Origin of the sequence: Sphingomonas sp. Leaf208, assembly GCF_001421415.1 — a bacterium.
GTDB lineage: Bacteria > Pseudomonadota > Alphaproteobacteria > Sphingomonadales > Sphingomonadaceae > Sphingomonas.
Genome location: NZ_LMKH01000009.1, coordinates 48,539 through 63,971, shown reverse-complemented (window position 1 = coordinate 63,971; position 15,433 = coordinate 48,539). Strand labels below are relative to the sequence as shown.

At 57.6% G+C, this 15,433-nt stretch carries 13 protein-coding genes, 6 pseudogenes and 1 other annotated feature; of the genes and pseudogenes, 11 read left to right on the top strand and 8 right to left on the bottom strand.

The annotated features are described in order from the left end of the window. Positions 1 to 334 precede the first annotated feature (334 nt). Positions 335 to 1,023: pseudogene (locus ASE69_RS21885) on the top strand (IS3 family transposase); the annotation flags it as partial. Next, positions 642 to 758: a sequence feature (AL1L pseudoknot), on the top strand. Its footprint overlaps the pseudogene before it by 117 nt. Here the strand turns inward: ASE69_RS21885 and ASE69_RS05795 are convergent. From ASE69_RS05795 to ASE69_RS21875, 6 genes are all read right to left on the bottom strand, one after another. Further along, positions 1,007 to 1,255, bottom strand: a complete 249-nt coding sequence (locus tag ASE69_RS05795) for a hypothetical protein (RefSeq protein WP_056484242.1) — start codon at positions 1,253 to 1,255, stop codon at positions 1,007 to 1,009. The pseudogene ASE69_RS21885 and the gene ASE69_RS05795 sit on opposite strands and share 17 nt — an antisense overlap. 900 nt (positions 1,256 to 2,155) lie before the next feature. Beyond that, positions 2,156 to 2,347 carry a DUF6771 family protein gene (locus ASE69_RS23385; protein ID WP_056484239.1) on the bottom strand — a complete coding sequence of 64 codons (192 nt, stop codon included), beginning with the start codon at positions 2,345 to 2,347 and terminating at the stop codon, positions 2,156 to 2,158. Beyond that, a complete protein-coding gene (locus ASE69_RS05785) occupies positions 2,347 to 2,568 on the bottom strand; it encodes a hypothetical protein (protein ID WP_056484236.1) in 222 nt (73 codons plus the stop codon). The genes ASE69_RS23385 and ASE69_RS05785 overlap by 1 nt, the downstream gene beginning before the upstream one ends. A 50-nt stretch (positions 2,569 to 2,618) precedes the next feature. Further along, positions 2,619 to 2,786, bottom strand: coding sequence for a hypothetical protein (locus ASE69_RS22535; RefSeq protein ID WP_200924123.1), 168 nt, complete (start codon positions 2,784 to 2,786; stop codon positions 2,619 to 2,621). Between the two features lie 705 nt (positions 2,787 to 3,491). Then, entirely contained in the window at positions 3,492 to 3,668 is a 177-nt protein-coding gene (locus ASE69_RS21880) for a hypothetical protein (RefSeq protein WP_156362190.1), read from the bottom strand. A gap of 75 nt (positions 3,669 to 3,743) precedes the next feature. After that, positions 3,744 to 4,013, bottom strand: coding sequence for a hypothetical protein (locus ASE69_RS21875; RefSeq protein ID WP_156362189.1), 270 nt, complete (start codon positions 4,011 to 4,013; stop codon positions 3,744 to 3,746). 622 nt (positions 4,014 to 4,635) lie between these two features. Here ASE69_RS21875 and ASE69_RS21870 point away from each other — a divergent pair. The 7 genes and pseudogenes from ASE69_RS21870 (at position 4,636) to ASE69_RS05760 (ending at position 12,736) form a co-directional block, all read left to right on the top strand. Next, complete coding sequence (locus ASE69_RS21870; RefSeq protein WP_156362188.1) at positions 4,636 to 4,896, top strand: hypothetical protein; 261 nt, start codon at positions 4,636 to 4,638, stop codon at positions 4,894 to 4,896. 386 nt (positions 4,897 to 5,282) lie between these two features. Continuing rightward, positions 5,283 to 5,483 (top strand): hypothetical protein, encoded by a 201-nt coding sequence (locus ASE69_RS05780; protein WP_156362187.1) that lies wholly within the window; start codon positions 5,283 to 5,285, stop codon positions 5,481 to 5,483. Between the two features lie 866 nt (positions 5,484 to 6,349). Further along, positions 6,350 to 9,421: a TonB-dependent receptor domain-containing protein gene (locus ASE69_RS05775; RefSeq protein WP_056484230.1), complete on the top strand. Its 3,072-nt coding sequence runs from the start codon at positions 6,350 to 6,352 to the stop codon at positions 9,419 to 9,421. Between the two features lie 1,539 nt (positions 9,422 to 10,960). Continuing rightward, a pseudogene (locus tag ASE69_RS22830) lies at positions 10,961 to 11,203 on the top strand (recombinase family protein); the annotation flags it as partial. A 369-nt stretch (positions 11,204 to 11,572) separates the two neighbouring features. Continuing rightward, complete coding sequence (locus ASE69_RS22825; RefSeq protein WP_235518178.1) at positions 11,573 to 11,746, top strand: hypothetical protein; 174 nt, start codon at positions 11,573 to 11,575, stop codon at positions 11,744 to 11,746. Then, positions 11,747 to 12,196, top strand: coding sequence for a type II toxin-antitoxin system PrlF family antitoxin (locus tag ASE69_RS05765; protein ID WP_235518176.1), 450 nt, complete (start codon positions 11,747 to 11,749; stop codon positions 12,194 to 12,196). A 3-nt stretch (positions 12,197 to 12,199) separates the two neighbouring features. Beyond that, the gene (locus tag ASE69_RS05760; protein ID WP_056484227.1) at positions 12,200 to 12,736 is read left to right on the top strand and encodes a type II toxin-antitoxin system YhaV family toxin; all 537 of its coding nucleotides are present in this window, start codon (positions 12,200 to 12,202) and stop codon (positions 12,734 to 12,736) included. A gap of 295 nt (positions 12,737 to 13,031) precedes the next feature. Here the strand turns inward: ASE69_RS05760 and ASE69_RS21200 are convergent. Together ASE69_RS21200 and istA are read right to left on the bottom strand one after the other, a co-directional pair. Then, a pseudogene (locus tag ASE69_RS21200) lies at positions 13,032 to 13,130 on the bottom strand (ATP-binding protein); the annotation flags it as partial. Beyond that, positions 13,127 to 13,741, bottom strand: a pseudogene (istA, locus tag ASE69_RS05755) (IS21 family transposase); the annotation flags it as partial. The pseudogenes istA and ASE69_RS21200, both read right to left, overlap by 4 nt. Before the next feature lie 109 nt (positions 13,742 to 13,850). Between istA and ASE69_RS05750 the strand changes: the two are divergent. From ASE69_RS05750 to ASE69_RS21865, 3 genes and pseudogenes are all read left to right on the top strand, one after another. Next, a pseudogene (locus tag ASE69_RS05750) lies at positions 13,851 to 14,606 on the top strand (IS30 family transposase); the annotation flags it as partial. Positions 14,607 to 14,610: 4 nt separating this feature from the next. Continuing rightward, positions 14,611 to 14,913, top strand: a pseudogene (locus ASE69_RS05745) (integrase core domain-containing protein); the annotation flags it as partial. Between the two features lie 98 nt (positions 14,914 to 15,011). After that, positions 15,012 to 15,389, top strand: coding sequence for a hypothetical protein (locus ASE69_RS21865; protein ID WP_156362186.1), 378 nt, complete (start codon positions 15,012 to 15,014; stop codon positions 15,387 to 15,389). Positions 15,390 to 15,433 lie beyond the last annotated feature (44 nt).

The following is a 15,433-nucleotide window of genomic DNA, read 5'->3' as shown; positions in this document are numbered from 1 at the left end:
AACCTTAACAATCTGATGCAATTACTCGAGAAAAATTACGCAATCGAGCCAGCCTTCGACACTCTAGGAACAAGGTTCGCTCCTTTAGGAACGCAAAGTCGACCCTTCGGGAACTTTGTCCTAGACACTCTAGGAACAGAACGACGACACATCCGGAACCGCGTTATCGAGCTAGCTCATGGAAGACAGGGCATTCAAGCGCATTAGAAAGGCGATTAACTCATTAACATTAGGTATAAACCCTTTAACCAGCGAATTTGTATATTTTCGAAAAGCGGATTAAATGAACCGCCCCGGGTTTGTTGGAGGCTTCAACTCCTGAGAAGGTGGAGCCATGACGAGCAAGACGGCGAACAAGTTTGCGCCCGAAGTCCGCGAGCGGGCGGTACGGATGGTTTTCGATCACGAGCGGGATTACCCGTCCAGATGGGCGACCGTGGTATCGATTGCCGAGAAGATCGGCTGCGTTCCGCAGACGCTGCATGAACGGGTGAAGAAGGCCGAAGTCGACAGCGGCAAACGTGGCGGTGTCCCGACAGATGTGGCCGACAAGGTGAAGGCGCTGGAGCGCGAGGTCCGCGAACTGCGGCAAGCCAACGAGATCCTGCGCAAGCCTGTCCTGAGCCTGCCGAAGGGGCGTCGGCATATTTTGCGCAGGCGGAGCTCGACCGCCCGTTCCGGAGATGATCGCTTTCATTGACGATTACCGTGATGCCTATGGGGTCGAGCCGATCTGCCGTGTCCTGCCGATAGCCCCATCCACCTACTACGAGCACGTCGCAACGACAGGATCCATCGCGTCTGTCGGCACGGGCGCGTGAGGATCTGATCCTCAAGCCCGAAATCGCTCGTGTGTTCGCGGAGAACTTTGCGGTCTACGGCGTGCGGAAGGTATGGCGGCAGATGATGCGGGAGGGCTTTGCGGTCGCGCGCTGTACCGTGGAACGGCTGATGCGCGAGATGGGCTTGGCGGGGGTAATCAGCGGCAAGCCGGTGCGCACGACCATCAGCGATAAAGCAGCGCCATGACCGCGCGATCACCATAGATCATCTGCGCATTGAACGGCTTGAATACGAATGTGGCCTTTTCGGGCAAGTCATCCGCCTTCGGCCGGAGGTGGCCGCTGCCGATAACGATCTCGATCCAGGGGTAATTCTCCGCGACGTGGTGGGCGAGCGCGAACCCGTTAGTATCGCCCGGCATATCGACGTCTGAGAAGAGCAGGGTGATTGTGTGCGCGTATTCAGGGAGCATCGCGATCGCAGCATCGCTGTGATCCGCTTCATAGATGCGGAACCCGCATCTTCGAGAATGGCTGTGACATCCATGAGGATGAACGGGTCATCGTTAACGGCAAGCGCATAGGGAACTGTCGATAGGGATATGCCGCACTAACCAGCCACGTGCGAAAATGGCTCCGTTGTATCCCTAGCTTTGACATCTCAAGCAATCATTGCGGATGTAGAATCTCGATTGGCCCGTTGTCCAAAAGGACCCAGACAATAAAATGCCCCGCTGCGGGGGGGGGGCAGCGGGGCGCTTTAGAACCAGCGGGACCAAGGGGGGGGGGGGAAGTGCCCGACCGGTTATGATATCAACAGTACAGGCCGGCGTCGGTTCCGCACATAGTTACGAAAATGCCCTGCCGATCTGAAGACCGACAGGGCATTGCGAGCTTTCACCGCCGTTCCCCCCGAAAGGGCAGGACGCTTCTAGCGTATTTAGAAACTGCCTAGCTTGTAGTGTGTTCCCGGCGCTCGTCTGTGATGCTAGCCCATCTGGACGGTCGACCCGGCATCGGCGGCATTATCAACGACATAGTCGGTGATGACGTCCGCCTTTACAAGAACGCCACCTTACACTCTCAGCTTCTGCTCGAAGCGCTTCCATTGGCGTTCGTCCCGACCGTAACTGGGAAAGGACGGCGGTAGCGGCGTCGGTGCGATCTTGTTTGGCCTACTGCCGCAAGCCGAACACCCCAGATATCCGAGGAGGCATTCGACCGACATGTTCTTGCGTTTGAGGTAACACCACCTCACTAAAACCAGGCGGTGCACGACACCCTTGCGCCCGCATTTGGAGCATACGCAGCCCACATTAGCTTCGTGCTTCGTGAAATCGCCCAGCGTCCTAAACCGCGTGTTGCCCACAGGATCACCAAGGCAAAGCCATCTGCGCCGCTTCAGCGTCTACAGGCTGGTATAGAATGCCGTAGACATGCCTTGCGACTTCAAGGCGTGCGTCTGCTCTCAGACCCTCGCGCGGCGCGGTAAGGCCGATCAGAGCCCATGCAGGCGCGTCTTTGAGAATGGCCGCAATCCGCTCTGGCGAGATCACGCTAGCCATCAGAAGCAATGGGTCGAGAACTTGCCGTAGGGCGACAGCCCACGCCGCGCGAACTCTGCCTCAATCGGCGCCAGGAGGGTTTCAGGACCGTCCTCGAAGCATTGGAAAAAGGTGGTCTGCATCTCGCAAGGCCGAAGCTCTGGCAAGATTTCGGCAATCAGAGTGTGGGTATGGCTGAAGGGCTGTGCGCCGTCGCGCATCGACTCGGGTGCGTGTTCCATACCCGGACCATAGCGGAACAAAGAAAGAACGCTAGTGCAGTCGCGTCCCTTTAATTGGGAGGTTTGATCAGGCCTTTTAGCTGCTTTTGCAGCGCCGCGCTGTTCAAATGCGATTGCACGTGATCGAAACCTTCCCGCCTCAACTGGGTGCGGATGTCCGTTATCGAGCGCGCTTTGCCGCTCCGCGCGATCTCGAATGCTCGTTCGATGATTGTCATGGCAAAGCAATAACACGGCCGATCTACCAGGAGGACCGTTTCGGTATCCACCGGCTCTAACGGTTTCGCGCTCTCGCTTGCCTCTGCGCCCGCCGCTTGGTCTTCTTCGCGGACTCTGCAAGTTGGGCGCTAGCCACACTACTGTGCCCTTTGGCCTTCGCACCGCTGCTCGCAACTTCGGGGGATAACCAAGCTTTAAGCTTCAAGAGTGTGGCGCGGATCATATCGCAGCCCTTAACCTGTCCAAACGAGGCCTGCCATTCACCTTTTCCGGAAAACTGATCGCCACAGATAACGGGATCCGGCTTCTCAAAAAACGATCCTATTTCGAGAATCAAAGCTCGCACGGGCCGAGCCACAAAGGGATCCCTTTGGCAACGTCAGGAACGCCCATTGCCCCCCAAAATGCATCACGGTTGTGCATTACAACACTGGTCGACTTCGTGCGATTTGACTCTACTTCATCCTCAAACTTCGAATACGAGTTTCAACGGCCGATACCGAGCGGCCTAACTCAACAGCGATTTCGCGTTGGCTTTTCGAGCCAGCCATCAAAAGAAGCCTGGTGTCGTCATCGTTCGTCCAAGCCTGCCTACTGTTCACCGCATTCTTGCGCTGTGCAAGGTCGTCAGCTGGGTTCGTAGAAGTAGCCATTCCCGTCCTCACCTCGCACAATGCGGTGGATACCTTATCCGCCGCAGCATTTTATGATTTGGCCGGATCGTGACGTTCCAAGAGGTCGACCAGCGCCGATATTAGCCCGAGGGTAAGCACCGCCTCCTCCCGCGATAGCGACACGGAGTTTGCATCGAACGGAGCGAGCGCGGCTTTAAAGTGCGCCTCCATGCCCTTTGCGACGGCCGTTACATCCATCTCATCCACGCTTATTCCTCCTCATACGGCGGAGACCTCACCGCCGCACTTCTTTCCAGCGCCGCTCCCTTAACGCCCCAGGCGCTAGAGAGTTGAAAGCTTGATTAGTCGTGCGAGCTGCTGCTTGCCGTAATACCCATAGGGCCAGCAGTTTCGGTTCGGGAGAACGATTCGAAGCCGGTTTCGCGCCGGCAAACCCAATGAAGCCGCGATACAAACGATTTCGCGCAGCGTCGCGACTGCGAGCATTTCCTCGCTACCTGGACCGATCTTCCTACCTTTTCGACGCCACAAAGTCGCAAGTTCCGCCCATGGGACAAAGTACTGGTTCTTTTCGACGACAAGGCGCGTCATTTGGAGTCATCCTGTTGCCCGAATGGGTCATGTTTTACGATGGTGCGGTGGATATCCCCTCCGTCGCAGGGTCAATGGCTTTGCCTCAAGCCAAGGGCTTTTTGCCGTTCGTAAACGGAGTTTGGCGTACGCCCAAGCAAGTCCACAATCTCGCGAGTACCCTTAGTTTCCGACCAGAGGCGAAGGTTTTCGTCTTCGACGTCAGTCCACGGCAGCCCCTTGTTAGGTAAGCAACCGACATAATCCTACGCCTCTTGAAGGTGCGGCGGATAACCCCTCCGCCGCAACGGTCCACGCCACGCATAAAATAGGCCGTTCTTGGGCAAAATATATTACGTTGTACCCCATCGATACCCCATTTTCGGCAACGCACTGCCGCAGCCGGTGGGACCCGATCCAAGTAGCTTGGTTTAAAGCTACCGTATGGCACGATGAATCCCAGCGATCCTGAAACCTTGAGGATGCTGGAAGGACGACAGCACCCGCGTCGTCCTCGTTCGGTCGAGTAAGCCCAACCATTCGACGCTAATGTAACCGCAGTAAAAATTAAACAGGATCAATCACTGTCCTTGGAGGGTTTGTCGCGCCAGTATCGAACCTTAGTCAGGATTCCGAGATATTTATGCTGAAAAGCGAATTGGAAAAGCAGCGTACTTTTGTCGCCAAAGAGTTAGGCATTGATTGGAAGGCAATGAGGAACCATCCATACGATCTCGAATTTGAAGATAATGGTTCGCTATTGGTTCGCTGGCATGACCAAGCGCCCGATGGCATAATTCGAGAAGGTAAGCCAGGCTCGTACACGACGCGTATTCGCCCTGCGAATGCCACCACGCCGGAAGAGTCCATCGAAAATGAGGCTCTACGGTCTCAATCAGGTTAACGTGTGAAGAACGGTAACAACCCGCTGGCCACACCAAATCTCTACATCGTTTTTTCGTGCGTAAGTCTTTCCGCCCGACACTGCGTCCGCATCATTTGGACATTCTAGATCGATACGTTCGACAATCTTTCCGACTTTATCGAGAACATACATACGATACTCTAGCATCATGGCGATCCCGAACTCATACTGGGGTATTAACCCTAAACGATGTTAGAGCTTCGTAAAGTGCTATCGCAACCGCTATGGGTCGAAGAAGCCTCTTACTGGTCCGATGTTATCTAATGTTACTCACGATTTCGTCGGACGAATTCGGCGATTAGCGCGGCGCGATGACGGTAATAAGTCTAAGTCTCAGGCGGGCGGCGAATTCGGAACAGGCTGTGATGGAAGAACAAAAACGCGGGCAGGACCAGCACGTTTTGGAGTATCAAGAACGTATTAGTGCGATGTCCGACAGAGTGGTTCGAACTGCCTTTTTAGCGACCAAAGCCAAAGCGGGCGATCCGTGGCGCGATGCCTTGGTGGCCGAAATGAAGGACCGCTTGAGGCGTCTAGCTTTTTCCCGTCCACACGATTTTGCTTAATCGAGCGTTCTTATTGTCCTCCACTGAAGCCGTCGAAGCCGTTATCAGGGATTGATTTCCATTCGCGTCCCTCCGCACACTTGCCGGAGGCACAGTCCATCGATTTCTCAATCTGATTTTTTATAGCTAAAAGTTCAGCACAGTCTACACCCCGTTCATGCCGGAGAAGCGTTTTCGGCATAACATTCATTTCGCTCTTCAGTGCAAGCCGACTTGATAGGTCTTGGGGACTGATAGCACTACCATTCCACAGCAAAATGCCTGCTTGCGTTACGAGGAGCACATGTGACACGGATACTGACTGCTCAAGACGATGCGTCCAGTTCTAGTCTTTGTTCTCACACTTGTTTTGCCTAGGATTGCATGCGGCTAAAGCCACGCTGGCAAAAGGGCAGTCGCTATCGCTCGAAGAGTATGTAGGGCGCGAGGTTGCATCTCGGCACTGTCCCTGAAAATGCGGATATCTGCAATTTAGCGTTCAACCGCCGCCCTAGTGTTGCAGGGGTCGATTTTCGGGAATGTCCGAGTTGGGGAGGATCGCAGCCTGTCCGGCTACGGGTGACGATCAGCGGGTAAGCTGCCGTTCCTTCAGCGAGCGGCAGCAAGAGGCTGATTGGCCAGCCCCTTGTGGTCACCCGCCTGTCCGTTTTGGCGTTGAGAGAACATAACTGGACTTCCGCCTCTACCGTATCGATCAGCGAGCATCGTGCGTGTCCGCCATACGAATGGAGGATGCTATTACGCAACAATTCAGCATAAAAGTATTTAATAGGTATTGTTTGGGTATTGACGAATATGACAAATTAACGAAATCTGTCGTTCGAACCGGTCAAAGCGTCAGGGCGCAGCCGGATAAGGGGAAGTATATGATCTTCGACCAAACTGTGTCGCGTATCGCTCTTGCAGGGTCGCTTTTGTTCTGCGCTGTCCCGGCAATGGCGCAAAATCAGGATGTTGCAACGGGTCCCGCTCAGACACCGGCACAGGCTAAGGTTGAGGCGGATGCCGCGACCGCGCTTGCCGCACCCAATCCTGCGTCCTCATCGGATGACACGGTCGTTGTGACCGGATCCCGCATTCAGCGTCCGAACATGACGTCGGCCGCACCGATCACCTCGGTCACCGCGCAGGACATTCGCGCGCAAGCGCCGACCAACATCGAGGACGTGCTGAACCGTCTCCCGCAGATCGCGCCGGACGCGCAGCAGAACTACCAGGATTCGGACGGCCGCCAGCGCATCAAGCTGCGCAGCCTCGGCTTCGAGCGTACGCTGACGCTGATCGACGGCAAGCGTATCGGCACACAGAACGGCGCGGACGTCGGCATCATCCCGCCGTCAATGCTTGAGCGTGTCGACGTGCTGACCGGCGGTGCCTCGTCGGTCTATGGTTCGGACGCGGTAGCTGGCGTGGTCAACTTCATCCTGAAAAAGGATTTTGAGGGGTTGCAGATCGACGGCAACTACAATTTCTACAATCACGACAACAACGACACGATCGTATCACCGCTGGCGCGCGCGAACAGTTTCGGCAGCCCGCGCGGCATGACCAACGACGGCGGCCGGGCCGACATTACCGTGACCGCGGGCAAGAAGCTGTTCGACGGCAAGCTGCGCCTGTCGGGCTTCGTCAACTACCGCCACACCGACGCGGTCGATTACGACGCGCGCTCCAGCTCGGCATGCCAACTTGTCCAGACCGGCAAGGATGGCCCGCTTTCATGCTCGCTGTCGACTTATTCGCGCAGCGGCTACATCTCGCCACGCTCGGGTGCGAACAACGGCGCCACTTACGTCAACGACCCGAACGGCACGCGCACCTTCGTCCCCTACAGCGTCGGCGCGGGCAATGCGGCGAACCCGTATGACGGCTATTCCTATCAGCGCGGGTCGGAGCGGTGGAACGCGGGCGGCTTCGTCAGCGCCGATCTCACCTCCGATATCGAAGTTTACGGATCGGGAATCTGGTTCCGCGACAAGTCCGTGAACGTCTATCCGGCGCGGATCTACAGCTACACCGTCTATGGCAATCAGCCGTACCAGGTGAACTGCAACAACCCGTATCTATCGGGTTCGCAGGCAAGCGCGATCTGCGGCGGTGCAGCCGGTACCAACACCAAGGCACCGATCGAACTCCGCTATCGTTTCAACGATCTTGCTGACATCTCCGATACCTATATCAACAGCGGCATCCGCGCCACCGGCGGCTTCCGCGGCAAGGTCGACGATACGTGGACTTGGGATGTCGGCGGCGTCTACGCGCGCAACCAGCAGGTTGTGAACTACGGCAACCTGCCTGACTACGACCGCGTCAACCAGTCGCTTGACGTCGTCAACGTCAACGGCGTGCCGACCTGCGCCAGCGGCGTCGCGGGTTGCGTGCCGTTCAACGCCTTCACCGCCAACACGCCCGGCCAACCAGTCGCGGACTGGTTGTTCACAGCTCCAGGCGGCCGCACCAAGGGGGTGGGTACGCTCTGGGACGGCCTGCTCTCTGTGACCGGCGATCTCGGCAAATACGGTGTTACCTCGCCACTAGCCAACCAGGGCGTCGCGATCGCGCTGGGTGCCGAATATCGTCACGACAACTACACATCGACAGCGGATTCCTTCTACCGCGATCTCAACGGTGGTGCCGATCTGGATATTTCGCAGAGCGTTTGGGAATCGAACATCGAAGTGCAGGCGCCGTTGATTGAGGATCGCCCGTTCGCGCATCTATTGCAGGCGAATGGCGGCTACCGCGTGTCAAAATACAGCAGCAATCCCAAGACCTTCAATACCTGGAAGATCGAAGGCATCTACGCACCGGTCAGCGACCTTACATTCCGCGGCTCGTACAACAAGGCGCAGCGCGCGCCGACGGTGATCGAGATCGGCCAGGCGCGGAACATCAGCTATGGCCTGCAAGGCGGGTCTCAGAACGATTTCTGCGCACCGACCGTCACGACCAATCCGACCACCGGCGCCATCAGCTACGGCACGCCCGTTGCGTCGCGCGACGTCTGCCGTGCGACCGGGCTTTCCGACGCGCTGTACGGTAGCCCCACGCTGCTGTGTAACCAGGGCGACGGCAACCAGTGCACCGTCCAGTCGGGTGGATACACCGCGGACCCGGAGACCGCCTACACGTTGACCTACGGCCTGGTGGTGAAGCCAAGCTTCATTCGCGGACTGGTCTTCTCGGTCGACCGGTATCAGATCAAGATCGACAACTCGCTGGGGTATAACGATTATACCTACTACACTGATGGCTGTCAGCGCTCGAACGGCGATCCCTTCTTCTGCTCGGGTATCGTCCGCCAGCCCGGTACCGGCATCCTCTACGCACCGGCCAGCAGCAACCCAACCAGCGGCTTCATTCGTCAGGGCACGACTAACTATTACAAATCGATCGCTCGCGGCATCGATTTTCAGGCACAATATACGCTCCCCCTTGGCGGTGCGGGCAAGGTCGACTGGAGCTTCAATGGCTCACTGACAACCTTTGCCGGCAGCCAGGATTCACCGCTTCAGCCCAAGCGCAACTGCGTCGGCTATTACGGCAATGGCTGTAGCCAGTTGCTGCCGAAATGGTCGCACGGCCTGCGTACGACCTACACTACCGGCGACGGCATCTTCAGTACGTCGTTCAACTGGCGCTATGTCGGTTCGTTGACCAGCGCGGACAATTCGGGCGACGAAGCGATCGGTGGCACGCCGGATCGGGCACGCACGACCTTCTACCACATCGCACCAGCAAGTTATTTCGATCTGGCGCTGTCGTTTGCGATCGCCAAGGACTTTTCGTTGCGGTTTATTGCCAACAACCTGCTCGACAAGACCCCGCCGATCCTCGCGAATTCGTACGACATCAGCCTCGCACGGAGCAACACGATCCCCGCGCGCTACGACTCGCTCGGTCGCAACATCGCGGTTGGCGCTACTATTCGGTTCTAAAGCCCGACGCAATTAAGGGCTCGCCAGCTGCGGGCCCTTTACGTGTTTCTGGTTTCGGATTGATGGGCAGGCGAACCGAGATCTGCGTCGGTTAATACATATACTGAGCCGTTGAAAACCAGGTCATGGCCTGAAGCGCGGGAACGTTGTCGGAGAGAACATTGTGTCGGGGAAAACCGATCCCAGCCCGCTGTCTTCGGCCCCTACAGTGTATGGGTCTGCGTTCAAAATTCGATAAGCGACACGAGACCGACGTCGTTGCGCTTACCGAACACGGTTTTTTATTAAAATGAACTAACGACTAAAGCTGAGAAGCAGGTCGGGCTTTTCGAATATCCGGTTTTGGGCGTTCTTGCCCCAGCCGGCATTCTCGCGAGGGATCGAGTTTCGGGAAATGTTTGAGATGGAGAGGTTAGCGGACGTTCCGGTTTGCGCGCGCACCCCGCGAAACAAGCCGCTGACTGGGCGCCCAGATTAAGCGCTACCGTTCTTATCGTCTAGAACGATGGCGTACGTCAGCGCGATCGAAGCCGCTTTCTAAGATGAACTCGGCAGGTCTACCCCCGGCCGGTTAACCGGAACTGCAATTGCCCAAACAACGCGCCCAGTCGCTTAGTCGCGCCAAGCGGCCCGGCTCCAAATACGTAAAAGAACGATACCAAGTTCTGGAGCGAGACACTTGGGCAATAGTAGCTCAGGCGCATGAAAATGCCCCGGGTTGCGTGGCAACAATTAACTAATCATTATACTCAAGACTCAGTGGAGGTTTTACTATCACGTTGGCATTTCAATATCGGTTATGAAAGACCCTCGCATATTTCCGTCGCGTATAACCCCATCGGGGGTATCGTCTAACCAATGTATCATTAGTGCAATCTTGCCGCGTACGGTTTCAACCCCTGCGTAATAGGGATATTGGACTAACTCGGAGACGGTAATATGGAGTTGAGCTGCGATATACTCGCGCTCTCGTCGTGCAGAGTCTTCAAAAGAGGGCATGACTAAAAACTCCCCCGGGAGCGATAGCTGGTAAGCCGATAACTGAACCGAATCGGGTTATACCATAATATTTTCTAGGCATTGCATCTATTTACGAATTGATTCGTGCCATTTATTACAAACCGCTGTCCGAGCGTTCTCAGAGCCGAAATATCGCTGTTTTTGTGCGGTGATCGGGGCGAGCGATCTTGGCGACGCGAGTCGGCAATCGTCAGCGGTAAGCCAGATAGCGTTGGTCGTGCCTAAAATCGTCTATGCGAGGCAAAATCCCGCAACCGCTAGTTCACTCAGCATGGCAGGCGCTTACCGTGCCAATCCATGATGCGCTCCCGTCATATGGACCTCCAGGGGGCCAAGTCGTAGGCCTGTCGTCAGCAGACCTAGCTTAATACACCCGACAGGTACGTTTCGCTGAGACTGGCGGCAGAGATGTTGATGGAGCATGGCGAGCAAGCGATGGACCAGATGCTGTACAACTCGTTGACGCCGATGGAATTGCCTGCGGCTTGCCCACCATGAGTGCAAAGCCGAGGAAATCGCTCACCATCGCCAAGGAAATCGCTCACCATCGCCGAGTTCGAGCGCGAGCTGATCCACCAACGCACCAGCAGCGGGCGGGTGGCGGCCAAGGCGAGGGGAGTACGCTTCGGGCGCCCGCCCAAGCTCACTCCCGATCAGATTGCGCTAGGCGAACGATTGGTGACTGAAGGCACATTCGTGCGAAAGGCTGCCAAGCTCCTCAAATGCCACCATGCGACGCTCTACCGCGCGCTGACCCCATAATGCCGGGCACTCCGCAACCTGACGCTTCGGAAGAGGGCGCCTAATGCCTATCCCCCTGAGCACGTGTTCTTGTACCCGTTCGACTGGGTCCAGCTCTCGCACCAGATACGCTTCGTGCGGGCAGGGGGGCGCTGCGAGCATTGTGGGCGTCCCCATATGCAGAAGGTCTTCCACCTCGGCGACGGACGGTGGTGGAATCGGAGCCGGCAATGCTGGCGCAACGGCCGAGGCCGGCGCGTACGACGACCTATAGAGAACATTCTACTACATGGACGATGGACGCCAGTGGTACTGGCCTGTGCTCACCTCAACCATGATCCCAGCAACAGCGCGCTTCACCAGCTGGCAGCGCTCTGCCAGCGATGCCACATGATCCATGACGGTCCCGAACATCGACGCCGGCGCTGGATGAATGCGCATTACAGGCGCGCGCTCGGCGACCTGTTTTACGGTCCCTACCCCATGCTGGGAGGCGACTGGATCACCCCCACCCCGATCAGCATGCTCGACGACAGCCGATCGTTATATCCCTACATGCGATGAGTGCTGCCAGGCATCCAGAGTGACGGCGCGACGGCGCGACGGCGCGACGGCCTCAGCTACAAGCTAAAACCTCTTGTTGTAAAAGTAAGGATTATTCCTTACATTCCCTATTTAGAGGATGTCATGGCTACCATTGTTCAAGAGCGCAGCAGGATCACTGCCAAGGGACAGACAACCGTGCCGAAGGCTGTGCGCCAGGCGCTTGGGGTCAGCTATGGCGGTGAGATCGCCTTTGTAGTTGATGAGCATGGCGTCAGCGTTCGGCGCGTCGAGGTCGAGGAAGCCGATCCGGTGATCGGAGCGTTCATAGGTTTCTTGGAACAGGACATGCTGCGCACTCCACAGAACGTCGTCGCCTTCCCGCCCATTCTGGCCGAACGCATGGCAACGCTAGCCGAGCATGTCCGGGTCGACCTAGATAAGGAAATCGACGGACCGGTTGCGCTCTGACTCATGATCGTCGTCAACGGTTGGACCATTTACGCGCACCCGCTGCTGCTCGATCAGCTGGAAAAGCTGACCAGAGTCGTCGAGAAGGCTAGGGCAAAAGACTCGCATGGCTGGGCTCGGACCGCTAACGCCAAGGTATTGGCGGCTGTGCGATCCTTGATGTTCGAGACAGTTCCCAGCGATCCTACTCGACCCGAGTATCGGCAGGGTGGCACACTGGGCGCCGCCCGAAAGCACTGGTTTCGGGCAAAGTTCGGCAACGGACGCTTCCGCCTGTTCTTTCGCTATGACAGCCGCTCCAAAGTCATCATTTTCGCCTGGGTGAATGACGACACCACGCTGCGAACGTACGACTCCAAAACAGATGCCTATGCCGTGTTCAAGGGGATGCTCGACAAGGGAAATCCTCCTGATGATTGGGCAACGCTGATCCAAGCTGGGTCTACCGATATGGCTCGCCATAATGCCCTTCAACGGATGGCGGACCTTGATCAGGAAGCCGGTATTTTCGACGATCATACGCCCCTTGATCGTTCCTGATGCTCCGATGCTCGCCTAGGCGAGCTCACGCCACGGACGACCGGTTACGATTCTTGCGGAGTACGCGCTGTACCGTCGATCGGGACACTCGAAACAGGCTGGCAAGCTGTGATGGCGATCCTTCTTGTCAATCGGCGTCCAAAAAGGACCCCCTATCGGCGTCCAAAAGAGACCCCCTTCGTTGGGCGGCGTGACGGTAACGGACGCGCCGTTCGCGCTGGTTGCGGCGTAGGGCGGGCGTAGCCCGTCCGGAGGCGTAACCAGCGCGAAGCGTTCCTCTGTCGGGTTCCCGAGGCTAGCTGCGGTGCTTGAAGCGCCAGCTGTCGTTGCCGGTTTCGACGATGTCGCAGTGGTGCGTAATGCGGTCTAGCAGCGCGGTGGTCATCTTGGGGTCACGGCAGTCTTCATGTTGTCGTAGATGCCCCGCGTCGGTACGCCACCGAAGAAGGCGAATGCCCGCGCATGGGCGTCGAACAGCATCTCCTGCGTCTCGCGCGGATAGGCTCGCACGTACATCACCCGCGATGCGCACAGCCGCACATGCGCAACCTTCACCCGCATCGGCTTGCCCGCGATCTCGACGTCTTCGTGGCTCCAGTCGAACTGGTAGGCCTCGCCCGGCCAGAACAGCAGCGGGATGAACGCTGGCGCGTCCATTACGTCGCGACGCCGAGCCTGCCGCCAGCGGGTAGCGTAGCGGCGCACCGCGTCGTACGAGCCGTCGAACCCCTCGCGCAGCAGCAGATCATAGACACGCGTAATGCGCAGCTTCTCGCGCCGCGGTCGTGCCTCATCCTCTTCCAACAGCGCATCGAGCCGCATTTGAAACGGCCCCAATTTTGGCAACGGCTGTACTTCTCGCCGGTACTTGGTGTCCGCCTCCGGCGCCCGGATCGCCCTGCGCACGACACCGCGTGACAAATGCAGGTCCCGCATTATCACCTTGATGGCTTTGCCCGACGCGTGCTCGCGCCGGATCCTCAATACCGTCTCCAATACCAACATCCCGATCGCCGCCTGACATCTGCCAAGCGGACAGCCTTAGACCAACGGAATGAGGGGTCCTTTTTCGACGCCGATCACCCCGCTATCGGGGTCCTTTTTCCACGCCGATCCACATGACGACAGCATGCGCATCAGCCACGAGGCCATTTACCAAGCACTCTTTGTGCAAGGCCGGGGTGCTCTGCGCCGTGACCTGACCGCATGCCTGCGCAGCGGCCGGGCGTTGCGGGTGCCACGGGCGCGTGTCGGTCAACGCGGCAAAGGTTTCGTGTCGTCTGAAATCATGATTAGCGAGCGCCCTGCAGAAGCCGAAGACCGGGCTGTGCCCGGTCACTGGGAAGGCGACCTCATCCTGGGGCTTGGCAGCTCGGCGATCGGTACGCTGGTTGAACGTACGACGCGCTTCACAATGCTTCTGCACCTGCCGAGGATGGAGGGTCACGGCGCAGGGCTGAGCATTAAGAACGGACCGGCGCTGGCCGGACACGGCGCCGAAGCCGTTCGCGATGCCATTACGCGTACCATAACCACCTTGCCAGCAGAGCTGCGTCGCTCGTTAACTTGGGATCAGGGCGCGGAAATGGCGCAGCATGCGCGCCTAAGGGTCGAAGCCGGCGTCGAAATCTATTTCTGCGATCCGCAAAGCCCTTGGCAGCGCGGCACGAACGAGAACACCAATGAGTTGCTGCGCCAGTATTTTCCCAAGGGCACCGACCTTAGCGCGCATAGCGCCGATACGCTCGCGGCGGTCGCCGCAACGCTCAATGGCAGACCGCGCAAGACGCTGGGCTGGAGAACGCCCGCCGAGGCGCTTGACCAATGCCTTGAGCAGATCGACAAACAGCGCGTTGCAACGACCGATTGAATCCGCTCAATACGTGTCTATCAAGTACACCGAGCGCCTTGCCGAGGCCGGTATCGAGCCATCGGTCGGCAGTATCGGCGACAGCTACGACAACGCTTTGGCCGAAACGATCAACGGTCTCTACAAAGCCGAGGTGATCCACCGGCGCGGACCCTGGCGCAGCTTCGAAGCCGTCGAGTACGCCACGCTCGAATGGGTCGACTGGTTCAATCATCGTCGGCTGCTGGAGCCCATCGGCAACATCCCACCCGCCGAAGCCGAAGATCAATATTATGCTGCCGCGGCCAACATCGATATGGCAGCATGACTCACAACCCAAGGCCTCCGGCAGACCCGGGGCGGTTCAGTAACCTACCCCTTCCGTTTCCAGCTAAAAGTTCATAGATCGCCCCGGGAGGATTCGAGATGGCGTCTATCACCGAAGCGGCACTCCAGGGCGAGTGGTTTTACCTCGTTGAAGACCAGTCTTTCGATCGGACAAGCCGAGAATTTTATGTTCTCGATCGAGGAGAGGTAAGGCTCGGTACATCGCCCGAAGCAGTTGGAGTGTACACTCTTGGCGATGACTACGTAGTCATCAGGCTGCACCGAGCTATTCCGTTCACAACAACAATTACGCTCAGTAGCAACGATGCGACGTTCAATAAAACTACGAGGATATTAGCTGCTGATGCCACTCATACTTTGCCGGACGGCAGCGACCCGCTTTATCTGTACGGGACGTTCATTCGCCGAGTTGCCGACTACCCGAGCGTCTGTGACGTATGGCGTCGGGTCCGTTGAATATCGCTGTCGAGCCCATGAATGCGAGCGCCGAGCACTAGCTC

Excerpts from the sequence above, each read along its gene's own strand:
- ASE69_RS22825 (WP_235518178.1), top strand. The coding sequence starts at position 11,573 with ATGATCCATGACGGTCCCGAACATCGACGCCGGCGCTGGATGAATGCG.
- ASE69_RS05775 (WP_056484230.1), top strand. The coding sequence starts at position 6,350 with ATGATCTTCGACCAAACTGTGTCGCGTATCGCTCTTGCAGGGTCGCTT.
- ASE69_RS22535 (WP_200924123.1), bottom strand. The coding sequence starts at position 2,786 with ATGACAATCATCGAACGAGCATTCGAGATCGCGCGGAGCGGCAAAGCG.
- ASE69_RS21870 (WP_156362188.1), top strand. The coding sequence starts at position 4,636 with ATGCTGAAAAGCGAATTGGAAAAGCAGCGTACTTTTGTCGCCAAAGAG.
- ASE69_RS23385 (WP_056484239.1), bottom strand. The coding sequence starts at position 2,347 with ATGGCTAGCGTGATCTCGCCAGAGCGGATTGCGGCCATTCTCAAAGAC.
- ASE69_RS05760 (WP_056484227.1), top strand. The coding sequence starts at position 12,200 with ATGATCGTCGTCAACGGTTGGACCATTTACGCGCACCCGCTGCTGCTC.
- ASE69_RS21865 (WP_156362186.1), top strand. The coding sequence starts at position 15,012 with ATGGCGTCTATCACCGAAGCGGCACTCCAGGGCGAGTGGTTTTACCTC.
- ASE69_RS05785 (WP_056484236.1), bottom strand. The coding sequence starts at position 2,568 with ATGGAACACGCACCCGAGTCGATGCGCGACGGCGCACAGCCCTTCAGC.
- ASE69_RS21875 (WP_156362189.1), bottom strand. The coding sequence starts at position 4,013 with ATGACGCGCCTTGTCGTCGAAAAGAACCAGTACTTTGTCCCATGGGCG.
- ASE69_RS05795 (WP_056484242.1), bottom strand. The coding sequence starts at position 1,255 with ATGCTCCCTGAATACGCGCACACAATCACCCTGCTCTTCTCAGACGTC.
- ASE69_RS05780 (WP_156362187.1), top strand. The coding sequence starts at position 5,283 with ATGGAAGAACAAAAACGCGGGCAGGACCAGCACGTTTTGGAGTATCAA.